This is a genomic window from Enterococcus mundtii (assembly GCF_002813755.1).
Classification (GTDB): domain Bacteria; phylum Bacillota; class Bacilli; order Lactobacillales; family Enterococcaceae; genus Enterococcus_B; species Enterococcus_B mundtii.
The window spans coordinates 3,174,941-3,200,345 of the sequence record NZ_CP018061.1 but is presented as its reverse complement, the minus strand read 5'-3'; the positions used below and the strand labels follow the sequence as shown (position 1 = coordinate 3,200,345).

Sequence of the window (25,405 nt, the reverse complement as noted above, 5' to 3'; positions counted from 1 at the left end):
CTTCAAAAATAAAGGGAAAACCACGGAAATTTAAAGAACGATTTCCGTGGCTTCTTTTTTATTTCTTGAAGTTGAACACCTTTGTTACAAGCTCTTTAGATGAACTTATGCTCATATACTGTTTATTCTTCTTTCAATAAGCCTTTAAATAGACCGATGACAAAGTCATTTGGATCAAAAGCTTCTAAATCATCGATTCCCTCACCCAAACCAACAAGTTTGACCGGCAGGTGCAATTCATTACGAATGGCTAAGACGATTCCACCTTTAGCTGTACCGTCTAATTTTGTTAAAACTAGCCCTGTTACATCAGAGGTTTCTTTGAACTGTTTCGCTTGGACCATGGCATTTTGCCCTGTCGTCGCATCTAACACAAGTAAGATCTCATGTGGTGCTTCTGGTAATTCTCGTTGGATCACACGTTTGATCTTCTCTAATTCGTTCATCAAATTGACTTTGTTTTGCAGACGTCCAGCTGTATCAACAAGTAAAATATCTGCTTGTTTTTCTTTGGCTTTTTCGATGGCATCGTAAACGACTGCCGCAGGATCACCACCAGCTTTGCCTCGAACCACTTCAACTTCTGCACGTTCTCCCCAAACAACTAACTGATCGATCGCACCCGCACGGAAGGTATCTGCTGCGGCTAACAATACCTTTTTGCCTTCCGTTTTGTATTGATGTGCTAATTTACCGATACTCGTCGTCTTTCCTACACCATTGACACCAACAAAGAGGATCACTGTCAATCCTTCTTCTTGGAGGTTCAATGTATTGACTTCATCGATGCCTTCTTGCTCATAAAGCTCAACTAATTTTTCGATGATCGCATTTTGGATCTCAGCTGGTTTCTTGGCATTTCTTAGCTTCACTTCTTGGCGTAACGCTTCAGTGATCTTGATGGCTGTTTCAAAGCCGACATCTGCACCGATCAATGTTTCTTCTAATTCTTCGAAGAAATCTTCATCGACCGTACGGAAATTCGCAAACAGTTCATTCATTCGTTCACCGAACGTTTTACGGGTCTTTTCTAGACCCTTATCATATTTCTCTTGTACTTCTACTTCTTCTGGTGCTTCTTCACCAGTAAAGGCTCGTTTGATCTTATCAAAAAATCCCATAGTATACCTCCTTTACACTAAAACAAATTGTTGGATCGCTTTTGCTACCCCATGTTCGATGTTACTTGCCGTGACATGATCAGCGGCTTCTTTGACAAAAGGTACCGCATTTTCCATGGCTACACCAAGTCCTGCGTATTCGATCATCGGTAGATCATTTTCCTCATCTCCGATTGCCATGATCTCACTACGTTCAAGTCCTAAATCTTTTGCTAATAAAGAAATGCCATATGCCTTAGTGACGCCTTTTGGCATAAATTCTAATAAAACATTGCGCGTTTTGATAATCTCATACGATTCATAATAAGCGCTTGGAATCTCCTTGATTTTTGCATCTAGTTCGTCTTGCTCATAGGCAATGACTGCTTTGTTCAACACAAACTCATCTGTGATATCAGCTAGTACTGCTGGTTGGAATTGCAATAAGTTGTTTAATACATTGTACAACGATTGCTTTTGAGGCGCACTAGGTAATTGCAAGACGACATTATCTGATAAGACGTCTAACGGCAAGTCTAGTTCTTGTGCCAACGCATAAAGACGATGGATATCAGACACAGACATCGCTTTTTTCTCAATGATTTCACCTGTATCGTTCTTTTGGACTAAGCCACCGTTGAAGGTAATGCTATAATCGCCTTCTTCGACTAAACCTAATTCTTGTAAATAGTGAGCCATCGCTGCTAACGGACGCCCCGTGCATAAAACGATTTTTACCCCTTGTGCTTTTGCTTGAGCCAAAGCTTGTTTATTCTCAGATGAGATTTTCTTTTCTTCGTTCAATAGTGTTCCGTCTAAATCGATAGCGATTAATTTGATCATTTCGTCCCCTACACTTTCGTTTCACTCATTCTTCCTTCTTCATTGATGTCTTCCATACGGACAGAGACGATTTTTGAAACCCCAGACTCTTGCATGGTCACACCGTATAAGACATTCGCAGCAACCATCGTCCCTTTACGATGCGTCACCACAATAAACTGTATATCGTCTTGGAACTCGCTGAGATAGCGACCAAAGCGTTTGACATTGGCTTCATCTAGCGCAGCTTCGACCTCATCAAGGATACAAAACGGTACAGGGCAGACACGAATAATCGAAAAGAGCAACGCAATAGCAGTCAATGCACGTTCTCCTCCTGAAAGTAAACTTAAACTTTGTAGTTTTTTACCTGGAGGCTGAACTTCGATTTCAATCCCTGTCTGCAACAAATCAGTCGGATCAGTCAACACAAGCTCTGCGCGACCGCCACCAAACATGTTTGGGAAAACGATTTTGAATTCTTGGCGGATTGCTTCAAAAACTTCTTTGAAACGAGTCCGTACCTCATCGTCCATTTCATCCATTGTTTCAAATAATTGATCCTTAGCCGATAATAAGTCATCCCGTTGCGCAGCCAAAAAGGTATGACGTTCATTCACTTGCTCATACTGCTCAATGGCGTTCAGATTTACTGGGCCTAAACGATCGATTTGTTGTTTCAACGAAGCAACTTCTACCCGGCTGTTCGCTACATCCGTTGTTTCTTCATAAGATTCACAGGCTTTTTCATAATTCATCTGATACTCCGTTTGAAGATAATTCAAATGATTATCCAAAATCATTTCCGCACGATTCTTTTGGACCTCTAACTGTGACTGCTCTGTCAAAAGTTCTTTTTGTTTACGGTTTTCAGCTAATAGGTCGGCATCCAACGCATCGATGGTCGTTTGCATTTCTTCACGTGACTGTTTGGCGTCTTCTAGAGAAGCTTTTAAGCGATCTCTTTCTGTCGCTAAATCAGCGATTCGTTGATCTAAGCTTTCTTCTGTCAGTTCGTGATCAGAGAAGTCCGCAGTCAATGCATGCAGTTGTTGTTCTAGTCCTTCTTGTTTGGCTAATGCCTCATTTTTTTGTACACGTGCGCCACGTAGTTGGATCTGTAAGTGATTGTATTGCTCTTTCAATACGGCTAATGAGGCTTGCTCCTGTGCTTGTTTTTCCTGGATCTGCGCGCGACGTTCTTCCATCTTGTCACTTTCTTGACTCAATGAACTGATTTCAGCATCGATCGCTTGGCGTTGTACTTCTAGTTCTTGCTGTTTTGCTAAAAGCTCTGCCTGTTGTTTTTGGTAATTCTCCATGAATTGTTGCAGTTCACGCGTTTCATAACTTGAGATTTGCTGTTCTTTTTCAAAACGAGTGAGTTCGTTGGCCACATTTTGTCGTTGATTTGCTACTTCTTGTTCTTCAAAGCGTAACTGTTCTCCTTGTGTCCGCAGAAGTTCTTGTTCTTCTGCCAAAACCGTGACTTCTTGTTGCAATGCTTGGACTTTCTTTTCTTGACTTTGCAATTCCTGATCGGCTTGTTGAAACTCACTAGTCAATTGTTTTAATTCTTGATTTTGTGCAAACAAACTTCCTTGATTGCCTCGCTTCGTCGCCCCACCAGTCATTGAACCACCGGCATTCATGACATCACCTTCTAACGAGACCACACGATACTGGTAACGAATTTGTTGGGCAATGGCATTGGCACTTGCTAAGTCTTTTGCTAATAGAATCGTCCCTAATAGATTGTGAACGATTGTCTGGATCTGTTCGGGATAAGTCACTTGTTCGCTAGCGATCCCAATAAACCCGTCAACTGTTTGCGCTTGTGCAAAAATATGTGCAGGTAATTGACGAGGTTTGATTGTCGTTAATGGTAAAAACGTTGCTCGTCCGCCTTTTTGTTGTTTCAGATAAGTGATCGCTTGACGTGCATCACCTTCATTTTCAACAATGACATGTTGCGCTGAACCACCCAAAGCTGTTTCGATTGCCAATGTATAATCAGCTGGAACATCGATCAATTCAGCAACCGCTCCAACGATACCTGAAAGACGTTGTTTTTGTTGCAAGATCAAACGTACACCTTGATAGAAGCCAAAGTAATTTTCTTGGATTTCTTGTAAACTTTTCTGACGTGCCCGCAATTGTTGGACTTGGTTCATCAGTTGATACATTTTAGGCTGTTCTTTTGCCAAGCGCTCTTGTGCTTGTTTTCCTTTTGTTTGCACAAGTTCAAGTGACGCTTTGACCTCATTCAAAGCTTGTTGTAGCTTTTCATGTCGCTCTGTCAACTCGATTTGCTTAGCGGACATTTCCGCAACATTCGCTTCCACTTCCGATTGTTTGGCTAGTGTTTGCTGACTTTTAGATGTCTCTTGGACATATTGACGCTCCAAGTACTTCAATTCATTGCCGACAGTTGCTTGTTCTTGCATTAAATCGACATACTGATCGCGCAATTCTGCCAACAATTCTTTTGTTGATTTTTGGTATTTCTCCAATTCTTGTTGCGTACTCATCAGTGCTTTTTCAGCCTGTTGGATCTCTGCTTCTTTTTGACTAACTTCTTGTGTCAAAGTCGCTTGTAATTCTTCAAAATGAGCCACTTTTTCTTGCACTTCAGTTAAAGAAGCTTGGTATTCTTTTGAGCTCTTTTGGGTATGCTTCGTTCGCTCAAGTAATACTTCTTTTTGTCCTTCTGTTTGCTTTAATTTTTCTGACAACGCTAATAACGTTTGTTGATTTTTTTCGATCATACGGTCGGCCTGGTTATTTTGTTTACGTTTGTCGGCTAATAACTGTTCCTTTGTTTGGATCTGTGTCGTTAAGGACGTTAGTGATTGGTTGAACTGATCTAATTGTATTTGTCGTTCATCCCACTCTTTTTTTGCCGCTTTGATTTCAGCAATCATCAAAGAGATATCTGTGTTAGTCAATGTTTCTTTTAATCGTAAAAACTCCTTCGCAGCCTCACTCTGGGCGGCCAAAGGAGTTAATTGCTCTTCAAGTTCATAGATGATATCTTGGACACGGCTTAGATTATCCTCTGTTTCAAAAAGCTTTTGCTCCGCCTTTTTCTTGCGCTGTTTGTATTTCAAGACTCCAGCTGCTTCTTCAAAAATCCCTCGTCGGTCTTCTGGCTTACTACTAAAAATCGCTTCGACTTTTCCTTGAGAGATGATCGAAAATGATTCTTTCCCTAAGCCAGAATCCATAAATAATTCTTGGATGTCTTTCAAACGGCAAGGTTGTTTATTGATGAAAAAGTCGCTTTCACCTGTTCGACGGTAACGACGTGTCACACTGATCTCACTATACTCTAGTGGCAAGTAATGATCAGAGTTGTCTAATACGACGGTTACTTCAGCGACATTCAATTGTTTACGGGAATCAGAACCGGCAAAAATAATATCCGGCATTTTCCCACCACGAAGGCTTTTCGCAGACTGTTCTCCTAGTACCCAACGGATGGCCTCGGTAATATTACTTTTCCCGCTACCGTTTGGTCCAACGACCGCTGTGACACTATTTTCAAACTCAATGATTGTTTTATCTGCAAATGATTTAAAGCCGGCTATTTCAATGCGTTTTAAATACACGAAGTCTTTCCCTCACTTACTTAGTGCTGCTAAAGCATTCTCAGCAGCAGCTTGTTCTGCTAGTTTTTTCGATTTTCCTTGTCCAGTTCCAATCAACCGATCATCAACGTATACTTCGATCCAAAAAATACGTTCGTGTGCTGGACCTTCTTCATTGATCAAACGATATTCGATCAACACGTCTCCTGCTTTTTGCAATACTTCTTGTAATCTTGTTTTATGATCCATCTCATGGGAAAAAGCACCGGCACGTACCTTCGGAAAAATCACCGTTTCAATAAACGCATGTGCTGCGTCAAATCCTTGATCAAGGTATAACGCTCCTAAAAAGGCTTCAAACAGATCACAAAGAAGCGCTGGACGGGTTCGTCCGCCTGAGTTCTCCTCACCTTTTCCTAACAGGATGTACTGGTCAAAACGACATTCCTTGGCAAATTTGGACAAACTATCTTCACGCACGATAGCTGCACGAGTTTTGGTCAATTTTCCTTCTGGGATATCTGGATACAAACGATACAGATATTCAGAAACCATTAACTCTAATACAGCATCTCCTAAAAACTCAAGACGTTCGTTATCGGATAGTTGCAAATTGCGATGCTCATTCACATAGGATGAATGGGTAAAAGCTTGTTCAAGTAAGTTTAAATCGTGAAAAACGATGCTATACTTTTCTTTCAATTCTTTTGTTAGCTGATTGTCCATTTCCCACATTCCTTTATGGCTATTTTTTCAATACTTCCTTATTATACTGGTTTTTTATAAAATATGAAATGGTTGAGACAAAAGGTATGAAAAGCTTTATAAACCATGTTGAAAAATCATCTTTAAAAAAAAACTACGAATAAAAGATAAGAAATTCGTTAAAATATAGCTTATCCTCTATTCGTAGTTCAGTTTTACCTCTCACAGCTTATTCCTGCTTATCAGTTCATTCATATCAACTTGCCCACCTAGTTGTTCTGCCAAATCTAAATCATGGGTGACTAAGACAATCGTCACTCCATGCTCATTCAATTCTTTCAATGCTTCGATCACAAGTTGCCGATTTCCTTTATCCAAAGAGGCAGTGGGCTCATCTGCAAAAACAATTTTAGGGGGTTGCAAAAACAAGCGAGCTAAAGCTACTCGTTGTTGCTCACCACCGCTTAAACGAAATACTTTTTGGTGCAATGAGTCTTCCATTTGGAACTTGCGGAGCGCAGCAATCATTTTTTCCTCTTTTTTTACTACTAACTGTAAATTTTGCTTGACCGTTTCATTATCGATCAATGCAAAGTTCTGAAATAAAAATCCTGCATACTCACGAAAGAAACGTTTTTTACTTTTACGGTGAAGAATTTGATTGTCTATCCATATTTCACCAGAATCAATTGGCTCCAGTTGTCCTAAGCAGTTCAGTAACGTCGTTTTCCCTACACCACTACTTCCCGTGATCACAGTTATTGAACCAGTCTCTACATGTAAAGATACGTTTTCAAAAATCACTTTTCCTTTATACTTTTTAGTGATTTCTTTGGCTTCAATCATATTTGATCACCTCCAGACGTTTTCTTTTTTCTGATAAATACGTAGTGAATAAAAGGATACATAATTCAAATAATAGTAATAGAATCAAAATCTGCCACCAAGCATGGTTGATGAGTAGCAAGATCAACGCAACAAAGGTAGAAATGCCTAATATTATTTCATAATATCTGTGATGCCTCTGTAGCAGAGTCCAACCAGCAATATATTTGAGAAACAGTTTTTTCTTATTCATTTCCACATACAGTAAACTCAAATAGACTTGAATAAAAACAAAGCCAATAAGGATCAAGAACAAAATACTAAGGGTTGTATAATATTCACGTTTCACCCCCATAAGAGATTGATTGATGCTATCTTTTACAGCAATCAAGCCATAAAAATCATGTTCCATATGATTTTCTTTAATAAATTCTTGGACAAGTTGAGGGTCTCGAAACAAGTAAGTCCCATTTGAAATATCCTGTATCCATATTTCGATATTTGGTTGGATCAATGGCAATGACATGGAAACGATAATTGGATTGGAAGAAAAAGTTTTTTCATAGGGTTGGAAGTTATAGTTAAAAAGGACTTGGTTTGCTTGAGTATAAAGAATTTTTAACTCGCCTTCGTATGCTTTCGTTTCGTACTCAAAAGAATTTTGATAAAAATCAAGTTCAGCCTCGGCTTCTGGAATGATCATTTCTGTATACATTCGCTTATTTTCAGGAATAAGAAGATAGAAAAAAGAATCATCTAATGAGTCAATCAATTGACCATCCGCATCCTTGATAGCCAATTCTTGTACGGCATGATGGTTACTTAACCAAAAAGCGTCATTTTGAATATAATTTAGTGTCGGACTACTATGACCAAGTTCATTGTCCCTTAGAAAAATTCCACCTGACTGTTCTGATTTTTCCAACAAGGGAAGCAACCGTGAATTGATTGGCGCTTGTGCTTTCTTTCGCACGTCTTTACTTTCTGCCGGGTTTACAAGTAGATTGGTGTCTCTACTAAATGCCAAGTGATAATAGTCAGGAACTCTTGTCCATTGGGAGAGCTGCTGTTCAAGTTCACGCGTCTCCATTACTTTATTTGATAATGTACTGGCTTGCACCGTAACAAACGTGAAGATGATGATCTTTAATAAAAGGTTCAAACTAAATAATAATCGGTAAGGTTTCTTTCCTTTTATCTTATCTGAAATCGTACCGAACGAGAAAATAATCCCACTCGTAAATAATTGAAGAACCCAAATCATTAAATGACCCCAGAAAAAAATCGGTCGATAAAGAAACTGTAATTGTGGAAACCACCAAGAAAAAGCAACCATCAAGAGAGTAAAAATCACACTATCAATGAAACTATCCTTGACGGACACTATCAGCCAACGATGTCCTAACATCTCAATCACACCAATTTTCTTGCGAAGGGAAGCTTTATAAAACAGTAAAGCTAAAATCACAAAGAAAAATAGAATAAAGAAGAGTTGTCCAATACTCATTAATAAACCCGCCGTCAATAACTGAAACCATTTTATCTCTTCAATCTCCAATTTGATTCCTTGATCATGAAAATCAGCGATCATTCCAGATGGAGGGGCTTCTGTTACAATATAAGTCCCCAACACATCTTGATGCTGCATCTCTGTGTAATCATAAAAATAGGTGGCAACATCCGATTTTATAGGTGGAAAAGAGTATTCCGAACGTTCCACCTTGTCAAAGGTATAAATTTCCTTTGTCGTCTCACCAGAAGCGCCAATTCTAAAAACCAGTTTATGTATAGCAATTTCATGTTTTTTTGCATAAGCAGAAATTTTTTGATTGATTTCCTCAATCGTTCCACTCGCTTCTTCAATTACAATGCCCGAATGAGCATTTGGGATAGCACTCTTGATTCCTTCATTTCCGATAAAAGAAATGGCATAAAGGAAACTTAACACTGTAACTATAAATAACCCTCGATAGATTTTTTTCATAATGAAAGAAAAAAGCACCTAAAACATGTTTTCAAATATTCAAATACCCGAACTGTATTTGAGATATCACTGAAGAGATTGTTGACTTCTAGCAACAACCTGACCGTAGCAGTAATCTCTATATAGCTCGGGTAATACTGTATAAAAATTTTGTCTTAGGTTCTTAAATCTCTATGCCCACCACCATCCAGAGGTATTTCCCGTAAATGCACGTGGAGCTTCTGCTCTTACTTCTACTCTAGGTCCTCCTGTGACATTAACAGTTTTTGTTCCCTTCGCCTGAACTGTGACTCTTCTACTAGATGGCGTAAATTCTCCCCATACTGTACCAAATCCAGGAATACCGGTTACTCCGCCATAAAATGTATCCATTGTGATTTTCGGCTGAATCATTACTGCTTGTTCTTGCACAATATCCATATCAAATATATTTGCATAGTTTGATATGATCAAAGGTTCATTCATTTCTGACGCACTTACTTGATCGGTTGAGACAAATACTCCTATAGCAGCAACAGTTCCAATAACACTAACAACTAATTTTTTGTTTTTCATAAAATTCTCCTTTGTACGTTTTATTTTTGATTTAGCATTTCAAAATCTCGATAAAGTAAGTATTTATATGAATCACACCCTCCCCTCTCTTTCATTTCATTTATTTTCATATTTATTATATGTTTTTCATTCTAAAAAAACAAATATTTCCTCGTTTTTCCTAATTAAAAAACACCCATAGTTTATTTGTTATGTATTAATGATTGATGGTGATAAAACTTTCACAGACCTACTTATAAAAAAAACCGAGCCAGCCGAGAATAGGAGAATCCTATCTCGAACTGATTCGGTTTTATCATTTAATGATTGATTATGAACGTGAATCTGAAGTTACAGATACAACAGCCCATGGATTGACAGCATCATATGCCCAATTCCAATCTTTAACGCGGTCGTTTACTGGTAATACTTCGTTACGGAACAATGTTGGAATAGCAAAAGCTTCTTCAAATGCGTATTCTTGCCATTTTTTGTAAGCTTCTTTTTGGTAATCTGCATCAAATGCTGCACTTGAATTGATATCATTGATCAATTTTGTGTTTTCTTCTGACTCATAACGAGTGTAGTTGAACGCTGCATTTGCCCCCCATAGTCCACTTGGGTTTGGATCTGTTCCTGTGTTCCAAGCTGCTTGGTAGATGTCGATTTCTGGATCATCATTTTCTAAACGATCATAGAATGAGTTGAATTCGATCAGACGGCCTGTTGTATATTGAACATCTAAACCGATTTCTTTCCATTGTTGTACGTAGTAATCTGCTAATGGTTGCGCTGTTTCGCCACCTGACATTGACGCAAAGTTGATTGTCAACTTGTTACCATCTTTGTCTTCACGGATACCATCGCCATCAACATCTTTATATCCTGCATCATCCAATAATTTGTTGGCTTTATCAATATCTTGTGTGAAGCCTTTTAGATCTGCATCGTGGAAACTTTCAAATACTGGTGGAATCAATGAAGTCGCATTGCTTCTTAAACCAGCATAGAAACGTTCACCTACTGCAGTGTTGTCTAAAGCGTAACCCATTGCTTGACGTAATGATTTGTCAGCCATTTTTGAGTTTGGATCATATTCAACACTTCCACTTTCAGCATCCCATTTACCTAGTTTGAAACCTAAGTAAGTGTATGAAGTTTGCTGACGTCCTAGATTCGTATAGCCAGCGATATCTTGGTATGTTTCGTAAGTATCTGTTGGCATTTGGAAAATCATATCATACAATTTTGAATTCAATGCTTCTGTTGCACTTGCTGTTGGTAATGATTTCATTGTGATTTTCTTCAATTGTGGTGTACCATTCCAGTAGTATTCATTTGGTAAGAACTCTACTGATTCACCAGCAACGATGTTACTCATATAGTAAGGACCAAATGTCACAGGGTTCTTACGGACTTGATCACTTGATTCCATGTCTTTGATAGCAATTCCTTCAAGTGTGTGTTTTGGCGCTGCATATGTCCAAATACCACCACCTGCTTGAAGCATGCTTGGGTTCATTTCTTTATATTCGATTTTAACAGTTTTGTCATCTACTTTTGTAATTCCAGAAATCGTATCTGCACTACCGCTGTTATATTCTTCCATACCAACGATATTACGGAATGTATCATCGTAACGGATACCAGTGTATTCAGAGTTACCGATGATTTCATAAGGGAAAATAACATCATCTGCTGTGACATCGACACCATCAGACCATTTTACGTTGTCTTTAAGTGTGATTGTCGCTGTTTTCGCATCTTCGTCTAATTCTAATGAGGCTGCACCATCGTTTGTGATCGTGAAGTTGTCATCATTTGTAAATAATGGTTCATGTGAAGGCGCCATAAACGCTGCATCAAAGGCATCTTGGTAAAATTCCCATTGGAATAATCCTTTGAATTGACTGTCTGTTGCGACTGCAACATTTAACTCACCGTCTTCGATTGCTTCATCATTATTCGTTGTTGCTAATGGGAAAGTCAATTCACTGTTATCCCCATTATCTGCTGAATTATTACCTGACGAGCTAGTTCCGCCGCCATTTCCACACGCTGCTAATGCTCCCACAGATAGCAGTGTGACAAATCCAAAAATCGTTTTCTTCATATCCTATTTTCCCCCTTCACTTCTCTTATCCTAAACGTTGACGCGCATCTGCAGAACGCTTAAATGCTTGTCCAACGTAGTTTATACTCAACATCAACACTAAAATTAGAATTGACGCGGGTAACCAAATCCATTGTCGATTCACTAAAACTTCACCGTTACTTGCATAACCGATCAATGTTCCTAAACTAGGTACATTAGCTGGCAATCCAAAGCCTAAGAAAGTCAAAGTGGTCTCGATCCCAATATTTGCCGCAAAGTTCATTGTTAAGTTGGTGATGATCAATGAACTAAGGTTTGGCATGATTTCACGGAACATGATTTTGAAATCACTTGTTCCCATCGTTTTTGAAGCACTGACATAATCACGTCTAGCTTCTGATAACGTCTTACTTCTGAATAATCGGGCTTTAGCTACCCAATAAAATGCACTCATGATAAAAATAAATGACCAAACGTTATAACGCGAAATGATCGAAACAAACACGATAATGATCAACATGATCGGTAAAATCATAATAAAATCAACAATACGCATCAATACGTTGTCAATGATCCCACCATAAAAACCTGAAAGGATTCCAAGCCCTACTCCGATGATCGACGTAATGATCGTGATAGCAAAACCGATCATCACAGAGTTTCTTGCTCCGATGATCAATTGACCGAAGACATCACGTCCACCTTCATCTGCTCCTAAAAGAAATTTTGATCCTTGAGAAGAGATGGCGCCAGGTTCAGCATACTTATCAAAAATACTAACAAACATTACTTTATCTTGGTCAATAAAGATCGCCCCGATAAAAATAACTAATAGTAAAACAACTAACAAAGCCAGTGAAAAAATGGCTACTTTATCTTTTTTAAATTCTCGTGCAATCATTCGTATACCCATTGGTGGGATACTTTCTTGCGCAACTTCTTTGTTTTTATCACTCATGATCGATTCTCCCTTCTGTTTGATTTTTTTATTGGATTCGTATACGCGGATCAACAATGCTCATGATAATATCTGACAGCAGTGTTCCGACGAGCGTTGCGATTCCTAAAATCAAGACTAAGGCTGTGATTACGGTATAATCACGTTGACCGATTGAGTCAATAAATAATTTTCCGACACCAGGATACCCAAAGATTTTTTCGATAACGACAGAACCAGCAATCAATGAAGTAATTTCATACCCCATTTGAGATGCCATCGGCAAGGCTGCATTACGGAAAATGTGACGACTGAATACTTTGTTTGTCGGCACCCCTTTGGAACGAGCTGTACGTACAAAGTCTAAGGATTTCGAATCAATGACTTCACTTCGTAAATACTGGATCGTTACTGCTGTGGCTAAAAAGGCCTGTGTGATCGATGGTAATAGAATGTATTGCAATCGATCCATCCATTGAGCGAAAAATCCTCCCTGGAAACCTAAAGTCTGAGAACCACTTGTTGGGAACCAACCTAAACGATAGCCAAAAACAAACAACATGATCAATCCGAAAATGAATAATGGAACAGCAAAACTGAAGAAGTTATAAATAACGACAGCTTTGTCCAAAATCGAATTTTGGTATCGACCAGCTAACATACCTAGTGGTACAGCAATCAAGTACGTAATAATAACAGTTAAAATAGATAAATATAAAGTATTGACGATTCGTTCTCCAATCAAAGAGGAAACCGAACGCTTATACAAGAAACTTTGTCCAAAATCACCTTGTAAGGCATTTCCGACCCAACGGAAATATTGTTCATACCAAGGATCATTCAAGCCCGCTGCTTGACGCATCTGCTCGATTACAGCTGGATCTTGGTTTGGGTTGATCAATCCTGTAAACGGATCTCCAGGCATGGCTTGCGCTAGCATAAAGATCAACACACTAAGAATGATCACTTGTGGGATCATCAAAAGAACTCTTCGTAGAATCGTTTTCCACATTAGCTAGCACCTCCATCTTTCAACGCTACTTTGTGTGTAGTGGTTAGTGTACGTAAATCATACACTCGCCCTGCTGTATCGTAGTAATCTTTTTGATGTTCGATATACTCACGTTCAACATTTCGTCGGTTTTGTTTTTGTATTTCCCGATTGTCTACATCAATTCGTGGAATCGCAGATAGTAAGCGTTTTGTGTAGATGTGGCGCGGATCATTATAGATATCTTCTCGTGTACCGATTTCAACAAAGCGACCTTTGTACATGATCGCGATGTTGTCACACATGTGTTTTACGACACCCAAGTCATGAGAGATGAATAAATAGCTCAAGCCAAATTCTTGTTGGATGCGTTTCATAAAGTTCAATACTTGTGCCTGAACAGATAAGTCTAGGGCAGATACAGGTTCATCAGCAACAATCAATTTAGGATTCGTTGCTACTGCTCGGGCAACCCCTAAACGCTGTCTTTGTCCACCAGAAAATTCATGAGGATATTTGTATAACGCATCTTCTGGCATCCCAACGATGTCCAATAAGCCTTTGACTTTTTTCTTTTCTTCCTGATCACTTAAGCGTTCAAAGTTACGGATCGGCTCAGCGATAATGTCCAGTACTCGTTTTTTAGGATTTAAACTAGACATTGAATCTTGAAAGATCATTTGGACGTCTTTGTTGTAGCCGATTTTTTTGCGGTTACTTCTTTTCGTGACGTCTTTTCCTTCATACATGATTTGGCCAGAAGTCACTTTTTCTAGGCCGACAACCGCTTTTCCGGTTGTGGACTTCCCAGAACCTGATTCTCCAACTAGTCCGTATGTTTTTCCTTTTTCAATAATAAAATCGACACCGTCTACTGCATAGACATGGTCTGTTACTCGGTTGAAAAACCCACTGCGAATAGGATAGTGAACTTTCAAATCTTTGATTGTAATTAATTCTGACATCTACACCTCTCCTTTTTCGTCTCTAAAGTGGAAATGTTTATAACATGAGCAACGTACCATATGATTCGGTGCGATTTCATGCAAGACTGGATTTTCTTCGTGAGCGCTTGCTGGGATCCAAGGAATCCGTGGCGCAAATCGGCAACCTGTTCGTGGCATATTTTTTAATGAAGGGACTACGCCTTCAATCACGTGTAACTCTGCCTCGTGATTTCCTTCTTGTGGAATCGAATTTAGCAATGATTGTGTATATGGGTGTTTTGGATTTTCAAATAACTCTTTGACTCCTGCAACTTCAACAAATTGTCCACCATACATCACAGCAACACGATCCGCCATTTCAGCTACGACACCTAAATCATGTGTGATCAAGATGATCCCAGTTTTAGTTTCTTCTTGTAAATCTTTCAGTAAGTCAAGAATCTGTGCTTGAATCGTTACGTCCAAGGCAGTCGTTGGTTCATCCGCGATAATGATCGGTGGCTTACATGCAATCGCAATCGCGATGATCACCCGCTGTCTCATCCCACCTGACAACTCATGAGGATACTGACGTCCAACTCGTGCAGGATTCGGAATCCCTACTTGTTCTAGTAATTCTAATGCACGTGCTTGTCTTTGGTCAGCCGTCATTTTTGTATGGTAAGACAAACCTTCTTTGATTTGGTCTTCAATTCTCATCAAAGGGTTTAGTGCAGATAATGGATCTTGAAAAATCATCCCAATATCATTTCCGCGGATCTTGTTATACAATGTTTCATTTAATTCAATCAAATTTAAATCATTGTACATGATCTCCCCTGTGATCTTTGTATTGTTAGGATCTAATAATCCCATAATCGTTGTAGCTAACGTACTTTTCCCGCAACCAGACTCACCAACGATGGCTAAGATCTCGTTTTTATCTAAAGTAAAAGAAACGTCGTCTACTGCATCGTAGTATTCATCTTTTAGACGGAAGCCTGTGTGTAGGTTCTGAACATCTAATAATTGGTTATCTGACAATCGAATACCCCTCTCTGCTCCCTCGATGGAAGTTTTTAATAAAAAAAATAATCCTACACTGAATAACAACTTAGCAAAAAAAAAATTAAATAAGTAGCATTCTAAGGAGTGTGTAATTAATTATTAATAATTATATAGAAAACCGTTTTATATTGCAAGATTATTTCACACTGTTGCCAGAATTGTCTGAAAAATCTTACGTAGCTATGTCAGCTCTTAAAGAAGATTAAAAAAAAATGAGGTATGTGGCTAGCCTTCTCTTTATCCTACTATTTTTATAAATTAAGAATCATTATAAAAATCTGCAAAAATCACTCTTTATATAAAAAACAGTTTTAACCGAATAGATATTCCATTTTACAAAAGCATAATTATACAGTATATACGAAATGTAAATGTTATAAAACCACCTATTTCAATCGTATTTATGACATAATTCTCCTCTTTAAAAAAACCCTTTTATTTAAAAATAATGCCTGAAAAAGCCAAGAAATCCTGAAATAGCTAAACTATTTCTGACTTCTTGGCTTTGAGTTGAAATTGGCTTTCGCCAATTCATTCATCAGTTGATGTGTATTTATTCAATTTATTTCAAGTGGTTGCTGATATAATCCACGGCACCGCCGACTGTTTCGATTTGTTCAGCATCTTCATCAGAGATCTCTGTACCGAATTCATCTTCTAGTTCAAGAACAAATTCCATGATACTAATTGAATCAGCTTTCAGATCATCTTTAATGTTCAATTCATCTGTCACTTTGTCTGTATCCATTTCAAAGTGATTTGAAATGATTTTAGCTACCTTATTAAATACTTCTTCGCGCGTCAATTTTTTCACCCCCACAATTCTTAGAACTACTACGTTTTCTTCACCATAGCTAATTTTACTGACAATTTTTTGGAATGTCCACCCTTTTTTCTCCATCAGCTTGTCAATTCGCAGAAAATTTAGTCCTCTTTTTGCTCAAATTGCTCTACCAGTTGCCCTACAACATTGGTTTCAAGCATCGTATGGATTTGACGGATCGTGTAGCGAACTGCATCCGGTCCAGTTGCACCATGCGTTTTGATAACTGGTGCTTTCAATCCAAATAAAACAGCTCCTCCATGTTTTGAATAGTCCATTTCTGATTTCAAAGAGCGTAAACCGTCTTTTAGTAGTAATGCACCCATTTTACCTTTTATGCCTTCATTCAAGATGGCAGATTTCAATAAGGTCATCATATTCATCGCTGTGCCTTCAATGGATTTCAACACTGCATTTCCAGTAAAGCCGTCGGTTACTACGACGTCTGCCACACCATTTAGTAAGTCACGCGCTTCTACATTGCCAATGAAGTTCAAGCTTGTTTCATTTTGCAAGAGTTCAAATGCTTGTTTTGTCAATTCGCTTCCCTTAGTTTCTTCCGTCCCATTGTTGAGCAATGCGACGCGAGGTCGGCCGATCCCACGAACTTTTCTCGCATAAAATGACCCCAAAATACCATATTGTAAAAGATGCTCTGGTTTGTTTTCTGCATTTGCACCTAAATCTAGCATATCAAACCCTTCACCTTCTTTGCCAATAACTGGCAATGTGGACATTAGTCCAGGACGTTCGATGTTTTTGATGCGTCCAACAATAAACAAGCCAGCTGCTAGTAAGGCTCCTGTATTCCCTGCTGAAAAAATAGCATCTGCTTCTCCATTTTTGACTGCTTGGGCAGCTAAAACCATCGAAGCAGTTTTCTTACGACGGATCGCCTTAACTGGCTCGTCATCACTATTGATTTTTTCGTCAGTATGGACGATTGTGATATTTGTTTCGTCTGTCAAATATTTCTTGATTTCTGATTCTTTACCGTAAAGAACAAATTCCAACTCAGGGAAATCTTTTTGTGCTAGAGCGATTCCTTCCACAATGGCTTGTGGTGCGTGATCTCCGCCCATTGCATCTACTGCAATTCTCATTATTATTTCCACTCCTTGTCATCATTTTGAAAGTATTGATAATCTGTTAATCAAAATAACGATTATCTTGTTCGCCTAATTGCAACTTGGCTGTTAATGGTTGATATTCAGGTAATAACTGCCAGTCTTTGATTTGCCAGATTGCCGCAGCTTCTTCACGGGCAACCTCTAAGACATTCCCATCCGTTACTAGATCTGCGATCGCAAATTCTGGCAAGCCGGATTGACGGAAGCCAAATACTTCTCCTGGCCCTCGTAATTCTAAATCCTTTTCACTCAAGATAAAGCCATTTGTGGTTTCTGTCATGATTTTCATTCGTTCGACACCCAGTTCATTTTTCGGATTTGCCACGAGGATACAATAAGAAGCCTCGCTTCCTCGACCGACACGCCCACGCAACTGATGCAGCTGGGCTAATCCAAAACGATCCGCATCCATGATCAGCATGACCGTTGCATTCGGCACATTGACACCGACCTCGATCACTGTGGTTGATACTAAGATCTGGAGTTGGTTTTCTTTGAATGTTTCCATGATCTGATCTTTTTCTTGATTCTTCATTTTACCATGCAACAAGCCAACTTCATATTCTGGTGCAAATAACTCACGAAGTTTTTCGTAAATTTCCACTGCATTTTTCACATCTAAAGCTTCGGACTCCTCGATCAATGGACAAATCACGTACATTTGATGTCCTCTACGCAATTCTTTATAGGTCCATTCTAGCACGCTATCTAATTGAGGTGTTCGGACCCATCTTGTTTCGATCGGAATCCGTCCAGCGGGAAGCTCGTCGATCACAGATACATCCATTTCGCCGTATGCTGTAATTGCTAGGGTTCGAGGGATCGGGGTGGCAGTCATAAATAACACATCCGGACGCCAACCCTTCTCACGCAATACTTTTCGTTGGTTCACTCCAAAACGATGTTGCTCATCGGTGATCACTAATCCTAGATTTTGAAATGCTACACCTTCTTGAATCAGTGCATGTGTTCCCACGACGATATCGATTTCCCCATTTTCTAACCGCTCTAATAGCTCGCGACGTTCTTTTGCTTTCGTTGATCCGGTCAATAACGCAACTGTCACTTCATTTGGGTCAAATAATTGGGATAAACTTTCCATATGTTGTTGCGCCAATATTTCTGTTGGGACCATCAACGCTCCTTGAAAGCCAGCAGTCACTGTCGCATATAAAGCAATCGCAGCAACAACGGTCTTCCCACTTCCCACATCACCTTGCAACAAACGCTGCATATGGTGTGGATTACGGAGATCACGGCAAATTTCATTAGTGACACGTTTTTGTGCCATCGTTAATTCAAACGGTAATTTTTTCGTAAATTGTTTTAATCGTTCCACATCATAAAGGATCTCTAAGCCATTCTTTTCAGACTTTTCGGCTTTTTTCAGTCCTTGTAACTGCATCTGGAAAAAAAAGAATTCTTCAAAAACAATCCGTCGTTTGGCTTGATGATTTTCCTCATGATTTTGCGGAAAATGCATACTTCTTACAGCAGTCGGACGATCAAGCAAACGGTATTTTTCAATTAAAGATAGTGGTAAGTTTTCTTCAATCAAATCACCATACTCACTAAACCCTCGACGGATCAGATCGACCAGTGTCGTTTGGCGAATAGATTTGTTGACATGATAGATCGGAGAGAAATCATCTGGACTTTGCGAACCAAGGATCTTCATCCCATTTAGTGCTTTACGTTTCGCATCCCATTTCCCATAAACTGCGATTTCTTCAGATAAAATGACTTTATCTTTCAAATAGGGTTGATTGAAGAAAGAAATATTGAATACTTCATGTTCTTGCATCATTCGAAACTGCAGACGGCTTTTTTTGTAGCCAAAACGACTCATTACTGGCGGAGAGACAACTAACCCTTTTAATGTAACTTTTTCTTGGTCTTGGATTTCATTTAGATTTCTTTCTTGGATATCTTCATAACGAAAAGGATAGTAAGTTAACAAGTCTTCAATTGTATGGATGCCTAGACTAGCCAAGCTATCCGCTCTTTTTTGACCAACACCTGCCAGCACTGTGACTGGATCAGCTAACGAACGCATAAGATTTCCCTCCTTTAACAAAAAAAGGAACTTGGTCAACGATTCGCGAATCGTTGACCGAAGATCCTTTCAAATGATTTTCTGCTTTATCTATCGGCTTCAGGCTGTATTATTCAGCAGAAAATAAATAAGGATAGACAGGTTGATCTCCTTGATGGATCTCGATTTCTAACTCAGGATATTTGTCGTTCAGTTGATCCGCAAATGCTTGTGCTTGTTCTGCAGACCCGTCTTCTCCGGTTAATATCGTGACGATCTCAGTATCCTCGTTGATCATTTGCTCTAATGTAGCAAGTGATGTCGCTAAGATATCTGGATTAGAGATCACGATTTTCCCATCGATCATCCCTAAGAAATCGCCTTCTGTGATTTTCACTCCGTCGATCATCGTGTCGCGGATCGCATGTGTCACTTGACCACTGACAACACTTGAAAGCACATCTGTCATCGTTTCTTTATTTTCTTCTAACGTTGCTTGTTCATTGAAGGACAACATCGCTGTCAATCCTTGAGAAACTGTTTTTGATGGAACAACAGCAACTGGAAGTTCAGCCACTTCAGCAGCTTGATCAGCTGCCATAAAGATATTTTTGTTATTCGGTAAAATGATGACTTTATCTGCATTCACTTCATTGATCGCTTTCACGATATCTTCCGTACTTGGATTCATCGTCTGTCCACCACTGATCACGTAGTTTGCTCCTAGACTTTCAAATAACTCTTGCACACCTTTTCCGGCTGCGATCGCAACGATCCCGTAAGGTACACGAGGCTTCGTTTGTGCGACCGGCGCTGAAGGGGCTTGGTCATGTTCTAAGATCGTTTCGTGTTGCAAACGCATGTTGTCCACTTTGACTTTCACTAGGGAACCAAATTTTTGTCCGTAATTCATGACTTCCCCAGGATTTTCTGTATGAACGTGTACTTTGATGATTTCATCGTCATTGACCACTAACAGGGAATCCCCAAGGCCATCTAGATAGTTACGAAACTCTTCATAATCAAATGTACTATCTACAGTTGGACCTTCACCGATCTTCACCATGATTTCTGTACAGTAACCATAGTGGATATCCTCAGTCGCTAACTGACCTTGCACACTACGATGATGCTCTGCATTCACCATATCGTCCATTTGAGCAGGAGATGGTTCATAGACCTCGTCTGCTTGGTATTCACCATTCAACGCAGTTAAAAAACCTTCATATACGAATAATAGTCCTTGACCGCCACTATCAACAACGCCTACTTCTTTTAATACAGGCAACAAATCAGGTGTTTTTGCTAACGCACGTTTCCCACCTTTAACGACCGCAGTCATGACTTCGATCACATCATCTGTTGATTTTGCTTTCTTCTCACCAGCTTTGGCAGCTTCTCTTGCAACTGTCAGGATCGTTCCTTCGACAGGTTTCATTACTGCTTTATAAGCTGTTTCGACCCCATGAGTAAAAGCTGCAGCTAAATCTGTTGCTGTCAAAACAGTCACATCAGGGATTTGTTTTGAAAAACCACGGAACAACTGAGATAAAATAACCCCAGAGTTTCCTCTTGCCCCCATCAATAAACCTTTAGATAACAGCGCTGCTAATTCTCCTACCTTTTCAGAGGTAGAATCAACAACGGCTTTTGCACCACTTGTCATTGATAAATTCATATTGGTACCGGTATCTCCATCGGGAACCGGGAATACATTTAGGGAATTGACGTATTCTGCATTTTTTTGTAGCCGATTCGCACCGGACTGAACCATTTCCTGGAATTGGCTTGCACTAATTTCTGTTACACTCACCTAGATAATCCTCCTTCAGATCGACTGCTGAACAGTCAGCAAGTCTCCTGCCTAGTCTGGCAGTACACGAACACCTTGCACGAAGACATTTACTGAATTGGCTGTAACACCTAGTAAAGTCTCCAAGTTATATTTCACTTTTTCTTGGACATTACGAGAAACTTCCGAAATTTTTGTGCCATAACTAATGATTGTATAAACATCTACTGCGATCCCATTAGCTTCTTGGCGGACAACTACTCCTCTTGAGTAATTTTCTTTACGCAAAATTTCAGTGATATTATCTTTGATTTGATTCTTGCTAGCCATTCCTACAACACCAAATACATCTGTTGCGGCACCACCAACAACTGTTGCGATGACATCATTGGTAATTTCAATGGTTCCAGCTGACGTTTGAATTTTTACAGCCATGAATGAGCCTCCTTAACGGGTAAAATATTCCCATTTTTCTACTATCACATTTTATCATAGCGTCAACCGAAATAAAAGGTTGTTCCCTTAAAGTACTCAAAAACCATTGAAAAAAATTAGGAAAAGACTTTGTTCACGTTACAATTAATCACTGAAAATGTCAATCAATTCTATGAAAATATGCTTGCAAATTCCTACGCCATATGATATGTTATTCTGGTATGAGCTGAATTTACTATTGCTCCAAATCAAGGCAAAGGAGGAAATTTACATGGCAAAAGTTTGTTACTTTACAGGTCGCAAGACAAAAAGTGGAAACAACCGTTCACATGCGATGAACTCAACAAAACGTACAGTTAAACCTAACTTACAAAAAGTTCGCGTATTGATTGACGGCAAACCTAAAAAAGTTTGGGTGTCAACTCGTGCGTTGAAATCAGGAAAAGTTGAACGCGTATAATTGAATGAAATGATTTGAACCGTTCAACAAAATGAACGGTTTTTATTTTTTGCGAATCATTATCAAATGAGAGACATTTCCTCAACCACATGAAATTTAAGAAGAAAAAATAAAAAAGGCTTAAAACAATCAATCACCCAGATAATTGTTTTAAGTCTTCTTTTATGTGCCACTACCCCTCAGATAGTGATAGGTATATGTTTTTTTATAATTGTTACAAATAAAACATAACGCATTTGCAAAGGCCTGTCAACACTTTATTTTAAAGTAGAAAGTGTTTTCTTATTTTGCGTTATTTTCTTAATGTAAATGTAATTTAAACTCACAAATGTTATTTAATTTCAAATGTAATTTTTTTATGAATTTGGTTGTATTTTCAGCAAGTAAAATCATGAATGTGATAAACTAAATATAACTTCAAATAGAAATTTGGTGACTGAATTGTAATGAAAACAACATTGAAAAAATTCTTAAAAGAAAACGGCCGCTATGCAGCTGCTAGCTTCTTTATCCCTTTGCTGATTCTTTTATTGGTTTATTTAAGTATCGGCATTTATCCAGGAAGTGATCGGAGCATCTTGGCTAGTGATGCTTTCTCACAATTTTCAAACTTTCATGCAAGCTTCCGTAATATGTTGTTAGGGAAACAAAGCATTTTTTACACGTGGAATGCCTCACTTGGTTTAAATTATCTATCATTGATTTCTTATTATTTAGGTGGACTTTTCACACCACTCGTTTTATTGTTCCCGAATCAATTGATGCCAGATGCCTTGTATCTCATCACCTTACTAAAGGTTGGTTCAGCAGGTTTATCCTTCTGGTTTCTAGCACGTACCTATCGCATTCCACATTGGGGGCAAGTCGCATTAAGTGTCAGCTATGCGTCGATTTCATTTATCACTGCCCATTCAGAGATCATCATGTGGTTAGACACCTTTGTCTATCTTCCTCTGATCATTTTAGGTATCCATCGTGTGATGGACCAAAAGAAACCTATTTTATTGTTTGTTAGTTACTTGCTGTTGTTCTTATCCAGTTTTTATATGGGCTTCATGGTCGGAGTCTTCTCCTTTTTATACTTTATTACACGACTACTGACGAATTGGCGGAGGTACAAAGGAACGATTTTACCCTATGGGATCACCTCTTTATTAGCAGGAGGCGCTTCTATGGTGATCATCCTGCCTGCCATTCTCGATCTACGAGCCAATGGCGAAGCATTGACGCAGATCACTTCATTGAAGACAGAAGCAACTTCTTATTTAGATTTATTGATGAAAAACATGGTGGGTGTTTATGACACGACGAAATACGGATCGATTCCTTTTATCTATGCTGGATTATTTCCTTTAGCATTATGTCTCTTGTATTTTGTCAGTCGCAAATTCCCCTTGAAAAACAAGTTGTTGTTCGGTGGGCTATTCGCGATCTTGATTGCTAGCTTCTATTTAGTCCCTTTGAATCTATTCTGGCATGGGATGCACGCACCAAATATGTTCTTGTTTCGTTATGCCTATCTCTTTTCGTTTCTCGTACTCTTGTTAGCGGCTCATAGTTGGGAACAGCTACAGGAGAAGGATCAGAAGCGTTTGCTAGGTGTCATCATTGTACTAGCGGCTGCTTTTGCTACAGCTTGGGGTATCAAACCAGATGGCAGTTACACGTATGTCACGCTCACATCCTTTGTTTTGACGTTAGTCTTTTTAGCGCTCTACGCATTGACGATTGGTTTATTCCAACAACACCCATTTGATTTGAAACGTTTGAGTATTCTTCTGTTACTATTGATGACAGCCGAAGCCGCAGTCAATACCAACAGTATGATCCATGGCATTCTCGATGATTGGAATTATGCCTCAAGAAGTTTGTATACCGAACCTTATCCTGAGATCAAAACGTTAGTTGATGCCTCGAAAAAGGATTCCGATACGTTTTATCGATTAGAAAACCTTGATCCTGTTTCACCGAATGATTCGATCAATTATGGTTATAGTGGGATCAGCATGTTCTCTTCGATCAGAAATCGAAACTCTTCCTCTTACTTGGATACTTTAGGCTTCCGTTCTAGAGGAACAAATTTGAACATTCGCTACAATAACAATACCTTGTTGATGGATGGATTTACGGGAATCAAATACAATATTGCTAAAAACGATAGTAGTTTTAATAAATACGGCTTCCAATCCGTCGAACAAACGGACAACTATACTTTGTACGAAAATAGTAATGCTGTACCATTAGCTTTCAAAGCACCTTTGACGATCAATAAGATCGAACAACCGATAGGTGATAATCTAACCAGTCAAACAAATTTGATGAATGGTCTTTCTGGATTGAATCAATCATTCTTTACGTTTTATACGCCAACCCTAAAAAGTCAACAGAACACGAAGATCACAACAACGACAAATGGGGTCACTTATAGTGAAACAGCGAATAATCAACCGAAAGAATTGACTTGGGAAGTCCAAGTACCTGCGAATACCCAAGCGTATCTCAGCCTGTTTCCAACAAATTTCGCACAGTTAGAAAGCTCTACAGCAACTATTACCGTCAATGGTGTATCTAGAAAATCTCAAATTAACATTACTGGTCAATATTATGATTTAGGTTATTACCCGCAAGACACAACGGTTACCTTCACTGCAAGCTTCTATGGGACCAAAGAAGTCAGCTTTATGGAACCACAGGTGGTCGGACTTGATGTTGTGGCGTATCAAGCCGCAATCAACCAAATCAGAAATAACGGCGTAGAGATGACTACTACCGGTCGAACAGCTACAGGAACTGTTCATGCGACTGAAAAAACGATGGTAGCCACGACTATCCCTTATGATGGTGGTTGGACTGCTAAAATCGATGGCGAAAAAGTACCTGTGAAGAAATTCCAAGATGCCTTTTTGATGGTAGAAGTTCCTGAAGGTGAACATACGATTACTTTTAGTTACATGCCAAAAGGATTCATTCCTGGCTTACTTCTCTTTATTGGATGTATTGCCTTGTTTATCTTGTATCTATGGTACCTTCGTAGACGTCAGCCGTTCAGCGGCGTCATTGATCCTACAAACGAAAGCGATGATCACCGTCCAAGACGTGAACGTCGTCGCGCAAGATAAAAAAAAGCGTTTCGGTGATTGCCGAAACGCTTTT

The 25,405-nt window shown here is 39.1% G+C and carries 19 protein-coding genes; 2 read left to right on the top strand and 17 right to left on the bottom strand.

Annotated features, from left to right (window positions below; translation table 11 throughout):
- Positions 1-122 precede the first annotated feature (122 nt).
- From ftsY to EM4838_RS14840, 17 genes are all read right to left on the bottom strand, one after another.
- Positions 123-1,121 (bottom strand): signal recognition particle-docking protein FtsY, encoded by a 999-nt coding sequence (gene ftsY, locus EM4838_RS14920; RefSeq protein WP_071867765.1) that lies wholly within the window; start codon positions 1,119-1,121, stop codon positions 123-125.
- A gap of 12 nt (positions 1,122-1,133) precedes the next feature.
- Complete coding sequence (locus EM4838_RS14915) at positions 1,134-1,943, bottom strand: Cof-type HAD-IIB family hydrolase (RefSeq protein WP_071867766.1); 810 nt, start codon at positions 1,941-1,943, stop codon at positions 1,134-1,136.
- An 8-nt stretch (positions 1,944-1,951) separates the two neighbouring features.
- A complete protein-coding gene (smc, locus tag EM4838_RS14910; RefSeq protein WP_071867767.1) occupies positions 1,952-5,533 on the bottom strand; it encodes a chromosome segregation protein SMC in 3,582 nt (1,193 codons plus the stop codon).
- Between the two features lie 12 nt (positions 5,534-5,545).
- On the bottom strand, positions 5,546-6,238 hold the full coding sequence (gene rnc, locus EM4838_RS14905; RefSeq protein WP_010734427.1) for a ribonuclease III: 693 nt from the start codon (positions 6,236-6,238) through the stop codon (positions 5,546-5,548).
- A 201-nt stretch (positions 6,239-6,439) separates the two neighbouring features.
- Positions 6,440-7,063, bottom strand: a complete 624-nt coding sequence (locus EM4838_RS14900) for an ATP-binding cassette domain-containing protein (RefSeq protein WP_071867768.1) — start codon at positions 7,061-7,063, stop codon at positions 6,440-6,442.
- Entirely contained in the window at positions 7,056-9,026 is a 1,971-nt protein-coding gene (locus EM4838_RS14895; RefSeq protein ID WP_071867769.1) for a DUF1430 domain-containing protein, read from the bottom strand. The genes EM4838_RS14900 and EM4838_RS14895 overlap by 8 nt, the downstream gene beginning before the upstream one ends.
- Before the next feature lie 171 nt (positions 9,027-9,197).
- A complete protein-coding gene (locus tag EM4838_RS14890) occupies positions 9,198-9,581 on the bottom strand; it encodes a hypothetical protein (RefSeq protein ID WP_071867770.1) in 384 nt (127 codons plus the stop codon).
- Between the two features lie 310 nt (positions 9,582-9,891).
- On the bottom strand, positions 9,892-11,673 hold the full coding sequence (locus EM4838_RS14885; RefSeq protein WP_071867771.1) for an oligopeptide ABC transporter substrate-binding protein: 1,782 nt from the start codon (positions 11,671-11,673) through the stop codon (positions 9,892-9,894).
- A 25-nt stretch (positions 11,674-11,698) separates the two neighbouring features.
- On the bottom strand, positions 11,699-12,613 hold the full coding sequence (locus EM4838_RS14880) for an ABC transporter permease (protein ID WP_010734434.1): 915 nt from the start codon (positions 12,611-12,613) through the stop codon (positions 11,699-11,701).
- Between the two features lie 28 nt (positions 12,614-12,641).
- Positions 12,642-13,604, bottom strand: a complete 963-nt coding sequence (gene opp4B / locus EM4838_RS14875; RefSeq protein ID WP_010734435.1) for an oligopeptide ABC transporter permease — start codon at positions 13,602-13,604, stop codon at positions 12,642-12,644.
- On the bottom strand, positions 13,604-14,548 hold the full coding sequence (locus EM4838_RS14870) for an ABC transporter ATP-binding protein (RefSeq protein ID WP_010734436.1): 945 nt from the start codon (positions 14,546-14,548) through the stop codon (positions 13,604-13,606). The genes opp4B and EM4838_RS14870 overlap by 1 nt, the downstream gene beginning before the upstream one ends.
- On the bottom strand, positions 14,549-15,553 hold the full coding sequence (locus EM4838_RS14865; protein WP_071867772.1) for an ABC transporter ATP-binding protein: 1,005 nt from the start codon (positions 15,551-15,553) through the stop codon (positions 14,549-14,551).
- A 586-nt stretch (positions 15,554-16,139) separates the two neighbouring features.
- Positions 16,140-16,382 carry an acyl carrier protein gene (acpP, locus tag EM4838_RS14860; RefSeq protein ID WP_071867781.1) on the bottom strand — a complete coding sequence of 81 codons (243 nt, stop codon included), beginning with the start codon at positions 16,380-16,382 and terminating at the stop codon, positions 16,140-16,142.
- 119 nt (positions 16,383-16,501) lie between these two features.
- Complete coding sequence (gene plsX, locus EM4838_RS14855; RefSeq protein ID WP_071867773.1) at positions 16,502-17,503, bottom strand: phosphate acyltransferase PlsX; 1,002 nt, start codon at positions 17,501-17,503, stop codon at positions 16,502-16,504.
- Positions 17,504-17,549: 46 nt separating this feature from the next.
- Positions 17,550-19,586, bottom strand: coding sequence for an ATP-dependent DNA helicase RecG (recG, locus tag EM4838_RS14850; protein WP_071867774.1), 2,037 nt, complete (start codon positions 19,584-19,586; stop codon positions 17,550-17,552).
- A gap of 109 nt (positions 19,587-19,695) precedes the next feature.
- Positions 19,696-21,378 carry a DAK2 domain-containing protein gene (locus EM4838_RS14845; RefSeq protein ID WP_071867775.1) on the bottom strand — a complete coding sequence of 561 codons (1,683 nt, stop codon included), beginning with the start codon at positions 21,376-21,378 and terminating at the stop codon, positions 19,696-19,698.
- Between the two features lie 51 nt (positions 21,379-21,429).
- On the bottom strand, positions 21,430-21,792 hold the full coding sequence (locus tag EM4838_RS14840; protein WP_010720424.1) for an Asp23/Gls24 family envelope stress response protein: 363 nt from the start codon (positions 21,790-21,792) through the stop codon (positions 21,430-21,432).
- A 271-nt stretch (positions 21,793-22,063) separates the two neighbouring features.
- On the opposite strand from EM4838_RS14840, the gene rpmB reads away from it, so the two are divergent.
- Both rpmB and EM4838_RS14825 read left to right on the top strand, forming a co-directional pair.
- On the top strand, positions 22,064-22,252 hold the full coding sequence (gene rpmB / locus EM4838_RS14830) for a 50S ribosomal protein L28 (protein ID WP_010734442.1): 189 nt from the start codon (positions 22,064-22,066) through the stop codon (positions 22,250-22,252).
- A 446-nt stretch (positions 22,253-22,698) separates the two neighbouring features.
- A complete protein-coding gene (locus EM4838_RS14825) occupies positions 22,699-25,371 on the top strand; it encodes a YfhO family protein (RefSeq protein ID WP_071867776.1) in 2,673 nt (890 codons plus the stop codon).
- Positions 25,372-25,405 lie beyond the last annotated feature (34 nt).